Here is a 16,324-nt window from a genome sequence, read left to right on the forward strand (position 1 = left end):
GATTATTTTGTAATTTTAACAGTATATTAGTTAATTAGAGGACATGCATCATGAAAATTACTCGGCGCTTTACCAATAAAGGTCAATCTCCTTATTCAACGATTGAATTTCGAAAAGCGACGAGTGAAATACGTAATCCAGATGGTTCGATTGTTTTTCAAATGAAAGATATTGAAGTCCCGGCAAAATGGTCTCAAGTCGCCTCTGATATATTAGCTCAAAAATACTTTCGTAAAGCTGGTATTCCTGAAAAATTACATTCTGTCGAAGAAAAAGATATTCCTGCATGGCTCAGAGCCTCCACACATGATGATATTGCAAAGAAAAATAGCAAACCTATAACAGGACCAGAAACCTCTGCAAAACAAGTTTTTCACCGTCTTGCCGGGGCTTGGACTTATTGGGGATGGAAAGGTGGTTATTTCAGCTCAGAAGAAGATGCGCATAGCTTTTATGATGAATTATGCTACATGCTCGCCAATCAAATGGTCGCTCCTAATTCTCCCCAATGGTTTAATACAGGTTTACATTGGGCATACGGTATTGATGGCCCATCTCAAGGGCATTTTTATGTTGACCATCTTACTGAAAAATTAATGAATTCAACATCTGCTTATGAACGCCCACAACCTCATGCGTGTTTTATTTCCAGCATTAACGATGATTTAGTTAATGATGGGGGTATTATGGACCTCTGGCTTAGAGAAGCGCGTCTGTTTAAATATGGCTCTGGAACAGGTTCAAACTTTTCAAATCTTCGTGGCAAAGGTGAATCTTTATCTGGTGGAGGAAAATCCTCGGGATTAATGAGTTTTCTCAAAATTGGAGATCGTGCAGCGGGAGCTATAAAATCTGGAGGAACAACAAGACGAGCTGCAAAAATGGTTGTTGTCGACATTGACCACCCAGATGTGGAAGAATTTATCAATTGGAAAGTTGTTGAAGAGCAAAAAGTTCTTGCCCTCGTAACGGGTTCAAAAATTGCCAAAAAACATCTTAATGCTGTTATGCAAGCGTGCCAAATTGGAACAGGTGAGACTCGATTTGATCCTCAAATTAATTCAACATTAAAAGAAACTATAAAAATTGCCCGTACTCATTTGGTTCCAGAAAATTATATTCAAAGAGTTATTCAATACGCACGCCAAGGCTACACAGCTTTTGAATTTGAAACTTATGATACAGATTTTAATTCTGAAGCATATGCAACTGTTTCTGGCCAAAATTCGAATAATTCTGTCCGTGTAACCAATGAATTTTTAGAAAAAGTTCTTAAAGACGAAGATTGGAATCTCATTCGGCGTACAGATGGAGGTATTTACAAGACGATCAAAGCCAAAGAACTCTGGGAACAAATAGGTTATGCAGCTTGGGCTTCCGCAGATCCTGGTATTCAATATCATACAACCATTAATGAATGGCATACGTGTCCTAAGAGTGGCTTAATTCACGCTTCAAATCCATGCTCAGAATATATGTTTCTTGATGATACCGCTTGTAACCTTGCTTCAATTAACCTTGCATTGTTCTACGATACCGAAAATCATCAACCAACTTTTGACGTTGAAGCTTATGAGCATGCTGTTAGAATTTGGACACTTGTGCTTGAAATCTCAGTTATGATGGCCCAATATCCTTCTCAACAAATTGCACAACGCTCATATGACTTTCGTACATTAGGTCTTGGGTATGCCAATCTTGGTGGCCTTTTAATGGCCATGGGTATTTCTTATGACAGCCCTCAAGGACGCAGCATTGGAGGCGCTCTAGCTGCTATCATGACAGGAAAATCTTATGCAACTTCAGCAGAAATTGCGAGTGAACTAGGAACTTTTTCTCAATATCCACTTAATAAAGAAGATATGTTACGCGTGATGAGAAATCATCGCCGCGCGGCTTACGGGGAAAATCAAGGTTATGAAAATCTTAAAATTCTTCCAGTTGCCCTTGATCATGCTTCTTGCCCTCTTCAAGACCTTAGTACATCGGCTAAAACTGCCTGGGATCAAGCTTTAGAACTTGGAGAGAAGCACGGTTATCGTAATGCCCAAACAACCTGTATTGCCCCAACAGGAACTATTGGACTTGTGATGGACTGTGACACAACCGGTGTTGAACCAGACTTTGCTCTTGTAAAATTTAAGAAGTTAGTTGGTGGTGGTTACTTTAAAATTATTAATCAGATGGTACCCACAGCATTAAAAAAACTTGGTTACACTAAAAATGAAATCCAAGATATTGTGAATTATGCTGTTGGTCGAGGCACACTTGAAGATTCACCCTCTATTAGTTTTAAGTCTCTTAAAACAAAAGGATTCAACGAAGAAGTTCTAGAAAAGCTTAAAACTAGTTTAATTTCTGCTTTCGACATAAAATTTGCTTTTAATCGTTGGACCCTTGGTGAAGATTTCTGTAAAAATATTCTTGGTTTTTCAGATGAACAATTAAACAATAATAATTTCGAAATTCTTTCTGCTTTAGGCTTCAGCAAAGAAGACATAGAAAATGCAAATAATTATTGTTGTGGAACTATGACTTTAGAAGGAGCTCCTCATTTAAAGTCAGAGCATTTGCCCATTTTTGATTGTGCAAATCCATGCGGGCGTCTTGGAAAGCGTGCTTTATCAACAGAAAGCCATATTCATATGATGGCAGCAGTACAACCATTCATCTCAGGTTCAATTTCAAAAACAATTAATATGCCCAATAGTGCCTCAATTGAAGAATGTAACAATGCTTATCTTTTATCTTGGCGCCTAGCCCTTAAATGTAATGCTCTCTATCGCGATGGCTCAAAACTTTCTCAACCACTTAATACGTCATTGATTACAGATGAAGAAAATGCTGAGGAAATTTTAGACGAAGTTAATTCTCTTACCGGAGCTAATCGAACAAAAATTATGGCTGAACGAATTGTTGAAAGAGTTATCGAACGAGTGACTCATCGTAATGAACGTTATAAGCTCCCTGCTCGACGCAAAGGATACACTCAAAAAGCAACAGTTGGCGGACATAAAGTCTATTTGCGAACTGGAGAGTACGAAGATGGCCGTTTAGGAGAAATCTTTATTGATCTTCATAAAGAAGGTTCTGCTTTTAGAAGTTTAATGAATAATTTTGCAATGGCAATCTCGATTGGCCTTCAATATGGCGTACCTTTAGATGAATTTGTTGATGCTTTTGCATTTACCCGATTTGAACCTTCTGGATTAGTCACAGGTAATGATGCCATCAAGATGGCCACTTCTATTTTAGACTATATCTTCCGAGAACTTGCTATTTCTTATCTTGATAGAACAGATTTAGCACACTCAGATCCTCGCGAACTTTTACCTGAAAGTCTTGGAGAAGCCCATGAACGTATGTCTACAGGACGTCAAGAACATCAAGCAATTGAAGCTCTTAGTTCTTTAACTAGTAAAGGATACATCCGTAATAACCTATATGTTTTAAAAGGTAAGAAAGAAAATAACAGGACAAATGAAACTTCATATTTAAGTCTTGAAGGTACAAGTGCACTTGAGGCAGAATCTGTTGGCACTTTAATTTTGGAAAAATCTGACGTTAGTCACGCTCATCATGAAGAAAATTCCTCATCTACCGACAAAAACTCCAAAATAGCAACGGCTCGATTAAAAGGTTATGAAGGAGATTCATGTCAGGAATGTGGAAATTTTACTTTAGTGCGCAACGGAACCTGCATGAAATGCATGACGTGCGGTAGCACCAGTGGTTGTTCTTAACATAAGAAATAATTTATAGGGTGTGCTATCTTTATATAGCATGCCCTTAAAATTTAATTTTATGTGCCCCTCTTCCTATCAATAAAAATAATCTCCTGAATCTTGTAAAAAAATTGGCTCTACTTTGATGGTAATTGAGCTTGCATACAGCTTTGAGTAATGGCAAATTTATCCCCTAACTACAGGGAGGAAATTTATAGTGGAATTTGTTAAGTCTGCAGGGGTATACTGTAGTTCTTTTAATGGACTTTCTGAAAAATACCAGCTTGCTGCAAAAGAAGTGGGAACACTTCTTGCAAAAAATAATATTAAATTAGTCTATGGTGGTGGACGCATGGGACTGATGGGACTGGTTTCCAATGCTACATTGGAAGCAGGCGGAAGTGCTATTGGAATTTCAACAACTCTTATTAGTACAAGAGAAGGTATTAATGAAAACCTTCATGAACTTATGATTGTTGAAACTATGCATGAACGTAAGCAACTTATGTTCGAAAAATCTGAAGCTTTTGTTATTTTGCCAGGTGGTATTGGAACTTTAGACGAAACCTTTGAAATTATGACATGGAAACAAATTGGTCTTCATCATAAGAAAATTATTTTCCTAGATATTGATGGATATTGGTCAGCAGTGTTCGAATCTCATTTCAAACGCATGATTGAGGACGGTTTCGTCCGAGAAATTGATCAAAATTTATTCATAATTGCAAAAACTCCCGATGAAGTGATCTATAGTCTTTGTAATGGTATCCAACCAGATCAAGGCTATGTTGCCAAATGGGTTTAAAAAAAGAGAGAAAAAAATGAATCCACTTATAATTATCCCTGCCCGTCTGTCAGCGACAAGATTACCGCAAAAGCCTCTTGCATTAATTGGTGATAAACCGCTTGTATTGCATGTTTTAGAGCGTGGTTTAGAAGCTAATATCGGTCGTGTTATTGTCGCATGTGATGACGAAAAAATTGCCTCTGTTGTAAAAGATGCAGGAGGAGAAGCTTGTTTGACAGATCCTTCTCTTCCTTCTGGCTCAGACCGTGTTTATGCAGCCGCAAATATCATTGATCCTGAAGAAAATTATGATGTTATTATTAATCTTCAAGGAGATATGCCTTTTATTGATCCTCAGGTCATAAAATATTCATTTGAACCTCTTCAAGATAAAAACGTAGATATTGCAACATTAGCTGTCAAGTTGGATGATGAGGAACGAAAAAGTAACCCAAGTATCGCAAAAATAGCGATGATCGAAGGAAAAAACCCTCACATACAACAGGCTCTCTATTTTAGCCGTTCTGTGATTCCTCATGGAGCAATGATTCATTATCATCATATTGGACTTTATAGTTATCGTCGACAGGCTCTCAAATCGTTCGTTCACCACCCTCCTTCTCCACTTGAGTTTGCAGAAAAATTAGAACAATTAAGAGCTCTTGAAGCAGGATTACGTATTGATGTCCGTATTGTTGATGCAGTTCCATTTGAGGTCAATACCCCAGAAGATTTACTTGAATCACAAAAACTTGTTAAAACTTTTCGGAATAGCTGGAAAGACAATCTTCTTGCATAATTTATAGGTAATCTTTTATAGTCTTTTTGGAAGATCAGCCCTAGACATTAAGTTTGCAAACCCGGTCAGGTCTGGAAAGAAGCAGCCGCAGCATTATTCTTTATGGGTTAGGTCGCTGGTCTTCCACTCTTTTGCTGACAACGCATCCAAAGCACCTTGCAAAATATAACTAGCCGCCATCTTATCCACAAGTTCTTGCCGACGTTTACGAGATACATCTGCTTCTAAAAGTGTTCGTGTTACAGCGACTGTAGAAAGGCGTTCATCCCAAAAACTAATTGGTATATCTATTTCTGCTAATAAATTCTGAGAGAATTGTTTTATAGATTGGCAACGTGGACCTTCTGAGCCATCCATATTTTTAGGAAGACCTATCACTAAACCAACAACGTCATATTTATTAATAATAGTTCTTAATTCTAAAGCATCCTGTTTAAATTTTTTTCTTTCAATCGTTTGTAAAGGTGACGCTATTATCCAAGTCGCATCAGAAAGAGCAAGTCCTATTGTTTTTGTTCCAACATCTAATCCTAATAATCTATTTTTATTATTTTTAAGGGGCTTTAAAAAACTAATTTCGTGCAAAAGAAAAAACTCCTCTCTTTAACAATTAATTAATTTTTCAAGTTTTTGTTTCAAATCTTGAGTATTTTCTTCTTGAAAAAGTAACGTCTTAAATCGACTTGTTGCCCCTTTAACCAAAATTACATGTGTCTTAGGAAACTGCAATTTAGAAGCTATAAAGCAAATAAGGGCTGTGTTTGCTTTGCCGTCTTCAGGTACATCTCTGACACTTATTTTCAAATAAGTATTACCTTCTGGAGAAGTATATATTCCCCCTATTTCATTATTCTTTGCATTAGGAGTTAATCGTATATTTATAAGAAAGCCACGATCAGTTTCATGGAAGAAAAATCCTTCATGTTGTTTATCAACACCAACATTAATACGGGACCTTTGTTGTGTTTTACGCTTTAACAAATTAACACGTAAAGCTTGAGCTAATCTATTTTGATTCTCTTTATTTATTTTTTTTTCCATGTTATGCATTGCCCTACTTGCAACTCTCTTAAGGTTAAGTTAAACCTAATTCAGTTTAATGCCGTCGTAGCTCAGTGGTAGAGCACACCCTTGGTAAGGGTGAGGCCGAGAGTTCAATCCTCTCCGGCGGCACCATATTCATCCACTCTTGCCTTAGCTTCTTTCCAAACTTCAAGTAAAAATTCCAAAGGAAATTTATTGCCCAGAGTAATTTCTTTTTCTTTAAAGATTTTTAAAACAACGTCAAATCTTTTTTCATACTTAGTAATGCCATACGTGAAAGCTCGTTCAGGATCAATCTTTAAGAAGCAAGCTAGAGAGATCACAGAAAACATTAAATCACCAATTTCTTCAGTAATTCGATCCTGTCCTTCTTGTTGTAAAAAGGCCTCTTTTACTTCCAAAAACTCATAATGAATTTTATCAAAAATTTGATCAACATCTTCCCATGCAAATCCCACTTCATCAGAAATTTTATTAAGGAAAATTGCTTTAGTAAGCCAGTCTACTTCCATTTATAATTATCTCGAACACATTTGAACAATTCTATCCCCATTATTATAGTGACACCTGTCACAACAATAGCAGGGGCTGCGGCAATATCATAAGTGTTTGAAATCAATAAACCAATCATGATCATTAAAATACTCGCACCAATAGCTAAAATTGCCATCTCCTCAGGTGTTTTTGAGAAATTTCTTGCAAGTACTGCAGGTAAAATTAATAAAGCAGTCATTAATAATACACCCATAATTTTAACTGTAAGTGCGATAAAAAGAGCCAAAATAAAAAGAAATAAAATACGAACCCTGGGAACATTATATCCTTCTACAGTTGCAAGATCTTCGCTAATGCAAATATTAATCAATGCTCGCCATTGCTTTAACAAAAAGCCCAAAACAATAATTTCTCCCAATAGCAATAGTATTAAATCTTGATAACTAACGGCAAGGATATCACCAAATAAATATCCTTCTAAATTAAATCGTATTCCTTTAAAAAAAGAAAAACATACCATTCCAAGCGATAATAATCCGGGTGAAAGTATTGCCAACCTAGTTTCAGTAGCCAAACCTGGAGAACTTGAGGAATATCCTAAAAAAACAGCTAGAATGACCGCAATGAGGAAAATTCCCACGATTGGATGAAAATTAAAAATCAAGCTTAAACTAAGTCCTAATAAAGCACCATGTGAAAGAGTATCTCCAAAAAATGCTAAACGCCTCCAAATAATAACGGATCCTAAAGGACCCGAAATTAGTGAAAAAAGCCCCCCCAATGCAATCGCATTTATAAGAAATTTACTTATCATAATTATCTCTTTTATTATTTATGTTCATGATTATGGCTATGGGCATAGGGTGCTAAGATTTCAGGATTATAGCTGGAAAAAAGGTTTTGATAATTTGGATGATTTTTAACTTCTTCGGGTTTACCTGCGCAACATATATGATGATTTAAGCAAATCACTTTATCACTGGCTGCATGCACAAAATGTAAATCATGAGAAACAAGTAGCACCGCACAACCTAATATCTGGCGAACTTCATAAATTAGTTTATAAAGTGAAACTTGTCCATTGATATCAACCCCTTGTAAAGGCTCATCAAGCACCAAAAGACCTGGTTTTCCTAATAAAGCTCGCGCCAATAAAACTCGCTGCAACTCTCCGCCAGATAAAACGTGAATAGATTTTTCTAGAAGTTTATCAATACTTACGGCCGCAACAACTTCAGATAATGTATCTTGATAGCGAGAAAATTCCAAAAATCTCTTTACAGTTATTGGAAGACTTGGATCCATATGCAATTTCTGTGGCATATAGCCAATTTTTAGAAAAGGTCGTTTTGCAATCTGACCGCTTGTCGGCGTAACCAATCCTAAGATAACTTTTAAAAGCGAGGTTTTTCCAGCTCCATTAGGTCCGATGATTGTCACGAGTTCTTTTGCGAATATTGAAAAAGATACATCATGTAAAATAGTCATACTATTCTTTTGATAACAAATTTTATCGAGTGAAATTATTGCATTTCTCACTTTAAAAAGGAACTCCTGCTTTGCGTGCTCTTGAAAGGATCCACCAGGTAAATGGGATAGCTCCCATTAAAAAAGGAATAAAGAAAAGAAGATGATCTTCTGCTGGTTTACCTATCATTAAAAAAGCTACTACGCCTTGTGTAATAAAGATCAGTCCATATAAGCTTGTGACTTTAATATGACTCCAACCAGTTTGACTTAAAAGCTGATAAAGATGTTCACAATGAGCCTCAAAAAAACTTTTTCCTTTTATTAATCTCCGGGTACACGTAAAAATTACATCATAAATATAAATGAAGAATAATAAAGGTACGACCCAAATTGAGAATTTTCCATAAACGGGTCGCACAGCAACTAAACTCCAAGCTGCAAAGAAAAAACCAAGGAAAAAACTCCCAACATCTCCTAGAAAAATTTTTGCGTTTGGAAAATTAAATCTCAAAAAACCAAAAGTGGCGCTTGCAAGAATTAAATGAATTTGAAAGTCCGAATGATTAATATAAGTCAAAATTGATAAAAATAGGCATGCGATTATTGTTGTTACTCCTGCCATCCCATTTAGACCATCCATAAAATTAAAAGCATTCGTAAATCCAACAATCCATAAAATAGAGATTAAAAGACTAAAAGGGCCTAAATTAATTTCTCCCAAATATGGAAATGGGATTGTTTGAAATACACCTAAAAAACTCACAAAAAACCAAGCTGTTCCTATTTGAATTAAGAGCCTAAATATCGGACTTAAGCCCTTGATATCATCTAAAAAACCTATGAGCCCCATTATAGCAGCACTACACAATAAAAGTATTAAAAGAATCCAGTCTTCATAAAAAGGTAGGTGGGAAAAATCTTGGATCATCACACTTACAAGAAAACCAGTTAAAATTCCTACGCCTCCTGCTCTAGGTGTAATTTTTTTATGAGAGGAACGCTCAACAGGAATATCTTGAATATTAACAAATATCATAGCGCGCGTGACGATCCAGGAAAGCAGGAAAGCCAGAACTAATACTAATATATCTTTAGGCCATGCAATCACTAGACTTCTCTATATTTTTAGAAGGTTTATCACATATGCGAAATTCTTATTGGCTGGGAGACCTGGATTCGAACCAGGACTGCTCGGTCCAGAGCCGAGAGTTCTACCGTTAAACTATCTCCCAACAATAATATTACTTAAAATTATATCAGTAAAATTTAAGTTGATCTAGTCACTTGATTTTAAGTCATGTTTACTTGTAACGTGCAAGTCAGAAGGCTTATTCTTCGTCTTCTCGATCAATTACATCAGAAACATTTTCATCACTTAATTCTTCGGCATCTTCAAGCAAATCACCGTCATCGATATCTTGTTCGAGCCCCACATCTATCATATCTAAGTTATCTTCAAGATTAACTTTATCAATCTTCTTTTTAACCTTACTTCCTTCTGATTTTAAGGTTTTTATCTGAAAATCATCTTGAGAATAACTTGCATTACACTTAGGACATTCAAAATTTACTTTTTGGAGATCATAAAAGTGCGCAGCACACTTCCGACAGATTCTTTTTACTCCCCATTCTGGTTTCAAGGCACGCCTCCCTTTAATAATAATTAAAATACTAATCCATCCGCTTGCCATGAATGTAAGCACGTGTCAAAGGTTTTTTTGTCTCGTGATATCTGAGTTTACCTTCTTAAATTTCTTAGATATGCTCTGTTCAAAAAATTTAAGGAACCTTTAATGATTATTGCAATTGATGGACCGGCTGGAGCAGGAAAAGGTACAGCTGCTAAAGGCATTGCTCGGCATTATAATTTAGCCCATTTAGAAACCGGGCTTTTATATAGAGCTTTAGCTTTTAAGGTTTTGGAAAATAATTTAAATTTGGATGATAAAAATAAAATTTCAGCCTTTTCTTCTCTTATTACTCTTGATGATTTACAAAATAAAGACTTACGTTCAGAAGAAATTGGTAATTTGGCTTCTAAGATAGCTTCTTTCCCAGAAGTTCGGCAAGCACTGCTAGATTTTCAACGTAAATTTGCGAATACTTCCCCACCGGGATTTAAGGGCACTGTCTTAGATGGCAGAGATATTGGTACTTTGGTCTGTCCTCAAGCCGATATAAAATTTTATATTACAGCAAAACTTGAAATTCGAGCTCAAAGACGGCTTAAAGAGTTGCAACAAAGAGGGATCGAGAGTATATATACCGCAGTCATTCAGAATATGATGGATAGAGATATAAGAGATGAAAGCCGTCAACAAGCACCTCTTACGGTTGCTAAGGATGCTCATGTCATTGATACATCAGATCTATCATCTGATGATGTGCTCAAGCAGATGATTACTGTTATTGAGCAGCACCTAAAGAAGTAAGTACGTTAAAAACGGGAAAATATTTACCTTTAGGGAGCTTATTTAAGAAAGGATTTAGTTTTTATGACTATAAATTTAACAACCCCAAACCAAGATATAGAGAGTTTTGCAGCTCTTTTAGATGAAACACCCGAAGGATCTGTTGATATTGTTGGAAAAGTGATTAAAGGTTCCGTCATCACGATTTCTAATGATTATGCAATTATTGATGTTGGCCTCAAATCAGAAGGACGTGTTCCTCTACGTGAATTTGCAACAGCAGCAAAAGAGCCACGCGTTAAAGCGGGCGATCGTGTTGAAGTTTATGTCGAACGAATGGAAGACAAAGATGGACTGATCGTCCTCAGCCATGAAAAAGCTCGCCGCGAAGCTGCTTGGCTTGAATTAGAGCGTTCTCATAAAGCAGGTCAACAGGTTAATGGTGTTCTGTTTGGACGTGTTAAAGGTGGTTTTACAGTAGATTTAGGTGGTGCTATCGCTTTCTTACCAGGAAGCCAATTAGATATTCGCCCAATTAAGGATATCAGTCCTTTAATGGGGATAGAACAACCTTTCATTATTCTGAAAATGGACCGTACACGGGGCAATATTGTTGTTTCTCGTCGCGCTATCTTAGAAGAGACAAGAACTGAAGCAAGATCTGAACTCCTCTCCAATATGGAAGAAGGTAAAATTGTAGAAGGTATCGTAAAGAATATAACCGATTATGGTGCCTTTATTGATCTTGGTGGTATTGATGGACTACTTCACGTCACAGATATTTCATGGCGTCGCATCTCTCATCCTTCAGAAATGCTTCACGTAGGACAAAATGTAAAAGTTCAAATCATTCGTTATAATAAAGAGACTCATCGTATCTCATTAGGAATGAAACAACTTGAAAATGATCCTTGGCAAAACATCGAAGCTAAATTCCCGCTTCATGGAAAACTTTCTGGAACAGTCACAAATATTGCTGATTATGGCGCGTTTGTTGAACTCGAACCAGGAATTGAAGGACTTGTCCATGTTTCTGAGATGAGCTGGATAAAGAAAAATGTCCATCCTTCAAAGATTCTTTCTGTCGGACAAAATGTAGAAGTTATGGTTCTGGAAGTTGATTCTAATAAACGAAGAATCGCTCTTGGAATTAAACAATGTCAAGAGAATCCATGGGTCACAGTTGCTGAAAAATATCCTGTTGGTTCTGAATTTGAAAGTGAAATTCGGAATATTACAGAGTTTGGCCTCTTTGTCGCCGTTTCAGGAGACCTTGATGGTATGGTCCATATGTCTGACCTTTCATGGACAGAACCTTCTGATGAAGCCATCAAAACATACAAAAAAGGTGAAAAACTCACGGTAAAAGTACTTGAAGTTGATCCTGAAAAAGAACGCATCTCTCTTGGTGTAAAGCAACTCACAGCAGATCCTTTTGCTGAAGGCTTATCAGCTCTCAAGCAGAATGATATTGTTACTTGTGAAATCACGGCTATTCAAGAAGCGGGTATTGAAGTAAGAATTGGTGAAGGCCTCGAAGGTTTTATCCGTAAAACTGATTTATCAAAAGAACGCTCAGAACAACGCTCTGATCGCTTTGCTGTAGGCGAAAAAGTTGATGCAAAAATCATCAGTATTGATCGCTCTACACGTCGTATCAGCTTATCCATTAAGGGCCGAGAAATAGCTGAAGAAAAAGAAGCTATGGCAACATATGGTTCCGCAGATAGCGGTGCAAGCTTAGGAGATATTCTTGGAGCTGCTTTTGATAAAGTGAAAGAAAAAACAAAAGAAGAAAAACCAGTAAAAGCGTCAAAGAAAAAAGAAGTAGACACAGAACCTGCTGATAACTAATCGATCTATAAGAAAGCCTCTCATCTAGAGAGGCTTTTCTTTTTTCACATCGTTTCCAAGAAAGAATTCATAAAAATTATAAAGAGGTTAAATTGTTTCGTTATTTAGGAACTATTTTTAGCTATTGTTTTCTTTCTCTATCTCTTATAGCAGGTGGAGCACTTGCTATCTTTTACTATTTTGGAATAGGGCTTCCTAACTATCAACAACTTGCTCATTACAAACCGGATGTAGTTACACGACTTTATGCGCAAGATGGGCGCATGTTTGCTGAATATGCTTATGAAAAACGGATTTTTGTTCCGCTTGAGGCCACCCCAAAACTTATTATTAAAGCATTTTTGTCAGCGGAAGATAAAAACTTTTACCATCATTCTGGAATTGATATCCCAAGTATTTTTTCTGCTATTGCTCACAATATCACTCATGCTGCATTTTCAAAACGCCCTTATGGGGCTTCCACAATAACTCAGCAAGTTGCTAAAAATTTTCTACTCGCAGATATAGCCAATCAAGTATCTTATGAAAGAAAAATAAAAGAAGCTATTCTAGCTTTTCGTATTGAAAGCGCTTACTCTAAAAATCACATTCTCGAATTGTATTTGAATCAAATTTATTTGGGAAATGGTTCTTATGGTATTGCAGCGGCGGCTGTAAACTATTTTAATAAAAGCCTTTCTGAGCTATCTCTTGCTGAAATTGCCTTTTTAGCGGCACTTCCTAAAGCCCCTAATAATTATAATCCACGAAAAAATCCTGAAGCCGCAAAAATCAGACGGAATTATGTTCTTCAAAGAATGTTTGAGGATGGATATATTACAAAAGAAGAAACTCAAAAAGCTAAATTAGAACCTCTAATTATCATAAATCGTAAAGATTTTGAAACTGTCTATGCAAACTATTTCGCAGAAGAAGTAAGGCGTGAACTTCTTGAAAAATTTGGTGAAAAATCTCTTTATAAAGACGGTTTGGTTGTTAGAACTTCCCTAAACGTAGAATATCAAAAAGTAGCTCGTGAAGCCCTAAAAGAAGGACTTATTACTTATGACCGCCGACATGGATGGCGCGGACCAATCACAAATCTTTCTCTTTCTCCCTCAGAAAGATCTATTCCGATTTCTTTTTCTATCAATAAGTCAGCGGCTTGGATCCCTAAATTACAAAATATTAAAGCCCCTTCTGGTCAGGGGAATTGGAATCTTGCTGTTATTCTTGAATTAAGATCTGAATCAGCATTGATTGGTTTATCAGATGGTTCTGTAGGATGCATTCCTCTTTCCGAATTGACATGGGCGCGCCGCTATATAAATGAAAATTCGCTTGGTCCTCTCATCACTCATCCTAAAGATGTTTTTAAATTAGGTGATGTAATTTTAGTGGATAAAATCACACATTTTAAAGATACAAAATCAATTGATTCTTTTAAGCTCTGTCAGATCCCAGCAGTATCCGGAGGAATTGTTGTCATGGACCCTCATTCAGGGCGCGTCCTTGCCTTGCAAGGTGGCTATAGCTTTAAAAGTAGCCAATTTAATAGAGCAACTCAAGCTTGGCGACAAGTTGGATCAACAATTAAACCTTTTGTTTATCTAGCGGGAATTGAAAAAGGATTGCACGGCTCTATGATTGTGCAAGACATCCCTTTTTCTATAAATCTTGGTAAAAATTTAGGTATTTGGCGCCCTCGAAATTATGATGAAAAATTTATGGGTTCCTTAAGTTTAAGACGTGCTTTTGAGCTTTCTCGCAATGCTGTTACTATTCATCTTACTCATAATACGATTGGAATAAAAAATGTTATCGATGTTGCCCAACGTTTTAATATTACCAATAAAATGCCTGCTCAATTGGCCATGGTATTGGGCGCAAGTGAAACAACTTTACTCAGATTAACTGCGGCTTATGGTATGATTGCCAATGGTGGTAAAAAAATTGCGCCGACGCTTCTTGACCGTGTTCAGGATCGCTATGGGAAAACTATTTTAACAAATCAGCTTGTACAATGTACAAATTGTGACAGTAAGTTAGTTCTAGGATCTGAAATTCCAATTCTTAAAGATCAACGTCCTCTTGTCACAGATCCAGCAAGTGCTTATCAAATGATTTCACTTTTACACGGTGTTGTAGAGAGAGGAACGGCCAAAAATCTTTTAGAACTTAAACGACCAATTGCCGGAAAAACAGGGACAACCAATGAATTTCGCAATGCTTGGTTTGTTGGTTTTACCCCTGACCTTGTTGTCGGTGTGTATATAGGATTTGATTCGCATGTATCTCTTGGACGACATGAAAGTGGCGCTCGTGCAGCAGCTCCCATATTTCTAGAATTTATGAAAAAAATCCTTAAAGGTAAGCCCGCTCAGCCCTTTCGTGTGCCACCAGGTATTAAACTTGTGCGAGTTGATTCTTCTACAGGCCACCCTACTCAAGGAAATGGTCAAAATACTCTTCTTGAAGCTTTTAAAACTGATACAGATTTATCTAAATTAGAGACAACAAAAAATAATTCTCAAGAACCTCTTTCTTCATCTCAAAATATGAAAGAATCTCAGACAGATGGCTTATATTAGAATAAAGGAAAAGATATGCGTGCCGAAATTCAAACTAAGATAGATAATATAAAACAAGTTATTGAAGTTTTAAGGAGGCATCTTTGACTGGGATACGACCTTAAAAAAGCTTGATTCTCTAAATCAACAAGCTGAAGATCCTCATTTATGGGACAATTCCGAAAATGCTCAAAAAATTCTGCGTGAACGTGAAACATTAGCCTCTTCACTTAAACGCATTGAATCTCTTGAGCTAGACTTAAAAAACATTGTTGATTTATTGGAACTTGCGGAACTTGAAGGTGAAGAAGCTCTTTTACTCGAAACAGAAGAAACTCTTGATAAATTAGAAAATACTACTGAAAGACTTAGGCTTGAAAGTCTGCTTTCTGGTGAAGCGGATGCTAATGATTGCTTTATTGAAATTCATGCTGGGGCTGGTGGTACTGAAGCTCAAGATTGGGCACAAATCCTTCAACGTATGTATTTAAGATGGGCTGAGAGCCATAAATTTAAATTTGAATGGATGGAGGAAATTTCTGGCGAAGAAGCTGGCATAAAATCTTGCACGTTTAAGGTCATAGGGCATCAAGCTTATGGTTGGCTTAAATCAGAGAGTGGTGTTCATCGCCTTGTGCGGATTTCACCTTTTGATTCCAATGCTAGACGCCATACAAGCTTTGCGTCAGTTTGGGTATACCCCGTTATTGATAATTCAATTGATATCACTATTGAAGAAAAAGATCTAAGAATTGATACTTACAGAGCTTCAGGCGCTGGGGGACAGCACGTGAATAAAACAGAAAGTGCAATTCGGATCACGCACCTTCCAACGGGAATTGCTGTCCAATGCCAGAATGATCGTTCACAGCATCGTAACAAGGCTCAGGCTTATGATATGCTTCGGGCCCGACTTTATGAGTTAGAGCTCAAAAAAAGGGAAGAAGCAGCTCAATCTCAAAATGCTTCCAAAGCTGAGATTGGATGGGGTCATCAAATTCGTTCTTACGTCTTACAGCCCTACCAAATGGTTAAAGATTTACGTACTGGAGTTGAAAAGGGAAATGCTCAAGGTGTTTTAGATGGAGATATTGATACTTTTCTCGAAGCAGCTCTTGCCCAAAAAGTTCTTGGGAATAGCACAGCAGAATAAGATTATATAATTTTTTCTAGTTGTTAAGCTTGACGTG

At 36.8% G+C, this 16,324-nt stretch carries 13 protein-coding genes, 2 tRNA genes, 1 other RNA gene and 1 pseudogene; 9 read left to right on the plus strand and 8 right to left on the minus strand.

Annotated features, from left to right (window positions below; all coding sequences use genetic code 11):
* The first annotated feature begins 50 nt into the window (after positions 1-50).
* The 4 genes from J0H12_03565 to ffs all read left to right on the plus strand — a co-directional run bounded on the left by J0H12_03565 (position 51) and on the right by ffs (position 5,436).
* Complete coding sequence (locus J0H12_03565; GenBank protein MBN9412989.1) at positions 51-3,743, plus strand: vitamin B12-dependent ribonucleotide reductase; 3,693 nt, start codon at positions 51-53, stop codon at positions 3,741-3,743.
* Between the two features lie 199 nt (positions 3,744-3,942).
* On the plus strand, positions 3,943-4,530 hold the full coding sequence (locus J0H12_03570) for a TIGR00730 family Rossman fold protein (protein ID MBN9412990.1): 588 nt from the start codon (positions 3,943-3,945) through the stop codon (positions 4,528-4,530).
* 16 nt (positions 4,531-4,546) lie between these two features.
* Entirely contained in the window at positions 4,547-5,311 is a 765-nt protein-coding gene (locus J0H12_03575) for a 3-deoxy-manno-octulosonate cytidylyltransferase (GenBank protein ID MBN9412991.1), read from the plus strand.
* A gap of 31 nt (positions 5,312-5,342) precedes the next feature.
* Positions 5,343-5,436: signal recognition particle sRNA small type (gene ffs, locus J0H12_03580), an RNA gene on the plus strand.
* A gap of 13 nt (positions 5,437-5,449) precedes the next feature.
* Here the strand turns inward: ffs and ruvX are convergent.
* Positions 5,450-5,896: pseudogene (gene ruvX, locus J0H12_03585) on the minus strand (Holliday junction resolvase RuvX).
* Between the two features lie 18 nt (positions 5,897-5,914).
* Positions 5,915-6,352, minus strand: coding sequence for a DUF167 domain-containing protein (locus J0H12_03590; GenBank protein MBN9412992.1), 438 nt, complete (start codon positions 6,350-6,352; stop codon positions 5,915-5,917).
* Positions 6,353-6,412: 60 nt separating this feature from the next.
* Here J0H12_03590 and J0H12_03595 point away from each other — a divergent pair.
* Positions 6,413-6,487, plus strand: a tRNA-Thr gene (locus tag J0H12_03595).
* Here J0H12_03595 and J0H12_03600 read toward each other — a convergent pair.
* From J0H12_03600 to J0H12_03625, 6 genes are all read right to left on the minus strand, one after another.
* Entirely contained in the window at positions 6,466-6,867 is a 402-nt protein-coding gene (locus tag J0H12_03600) for a hypothetical protein (GenBank protein ID MBN9412993.1), read from the minus strand. The two genes, J0H12_03595 and J0H12_03600, sit on opposite strands and share 22 nt — an antisense overlap.
* Entirely contained in the window at positions 6,858-7,664 is an 807-nt protein-coding gene (locus tag J0H12_03605) for a metal ABC transporter permease (GenBank protein MBN9412994.1), read from the minus strand. Before J0H12_03605 ends, J0H12_03600 begins: the two co-directional genes overlap by 10 nt.
* 14 nt (positions 7,665-7,678) lie before the next feature.
* Complete coding sequence (locus J0H12_03610; protein ID MBN9412995.1) at positions 7,679-8,338, minus strand: ATP-binding cassette domain-containing protein; 660 nt, start codon at positions 8,336-8,338, stop codon at positions 7,679-7,681.
* Positions 8,339-8,390: 52 nt separating this feature from the next.
* Positions 8,391-9,428: a glycosyltransferase family 4 protein gene (locus J0H12_03615; GenBank protein ID MBN9412996.1), complete on the minus strand. Its 1,038-nt coding sequence runs from the start codon at positions 9,426-9,428 to the stop codon at positions 8,391-8,393.
* Positions 9,429-9,478: 50 nt separating this feature from the next.
* A tRNA-Gln gene (locus tag J0H12_03620) sits at positions 9,479-9,552 on the minus strand.
* A gap of 96 nt (positions 9,553-9,648) precedes the next feature.
* Positions 9,649-9,960 (minus strand): FYDLN acid domain-containing protein, encoded by a 312-nt coding sequence (locus J0H12_03625; protein MBN9412997.1) that lies wholly within the window; start codon positions 9,958-9,960, stop codon positions 9,649-9,651.
* 153 nt (positions 9,961-10,113) lie between these two features.
* On the opposite strand from J0H12_03625, the gene J0H12_03630 reads away from it, so the two are divergent.
* The 4 genes from J0H12_03630 (at position 10,114) to prfB (ending at position 16,287) form a co-directional block, all read left to right on the plus strand.
* A complete protein-coding gene (locus tag J0H12_03630) occupies positions 10,114-10,752 on the plus strand; it encodes a (d)CMP kinase (protein MBN9412998.1) in 639 nt (212 codons plus the stop codon).
* 63 nt (positions 10,753-10,815) lie between these two features.
* The gene (rpsA, locus tag J0H12_03635; GenBank protein ID MBN9412999.1) at positions 10,816-12,585 is read left to right on the plus strand and encodes a 30S ribosomal protein S1; all 1,770 of its coding nucleotides are present in this window, start codon (positions 10,816-10,818) and stop codon (positions 12,583-12,585) included.
* A gap of 92 nt (positions 12,586-12,677) precedes the next feature.
* The gene (locus J0H12_03640; protein MBN9413000.1) at positions 12,678-15,155 is read left to right on the plus strand and encodes a penicillin-binding protein 1A; all 2,478 of its coding nucleotides are present in this window, start codon (positions 12,678-12,680) and stop codon (positions 15,153-15,155) included.
* A 15-nt stretch (positions 15,156-15,170) separates the two neighbouring features.
* Positions 15,171-16,287, plus strand: a protein-coding gene (gene prfB / locus J0H12_03645; GenBank protein ID MBN9413001.1) for a peptide chain release factor 2 whose coding sequence is annotated in 2 segments (ribosomal slippage) — positions 15,171-15,239 and positions 15,241-16,287 — 1,116 coding nt in all. Because the reading frame shifts where the segments join, the coding sequence is not laid out codon by codon here.
* The last annotated feature ends 37 nt before the right edge of the window (positions 16,288-16,324 follow it).

The organism is Candidatus Paracaedimonas acanthamoebae (assembly GCA_017307065.1).
Taxonomy (GTDB): domain Bacteria; phylum Pseudomonadota; class Alphaproteobacteria; order Caedimonadales; family Caedimonadaceae; genus Paracaedimonas; species Paracaedimonas acanthamoebae_A.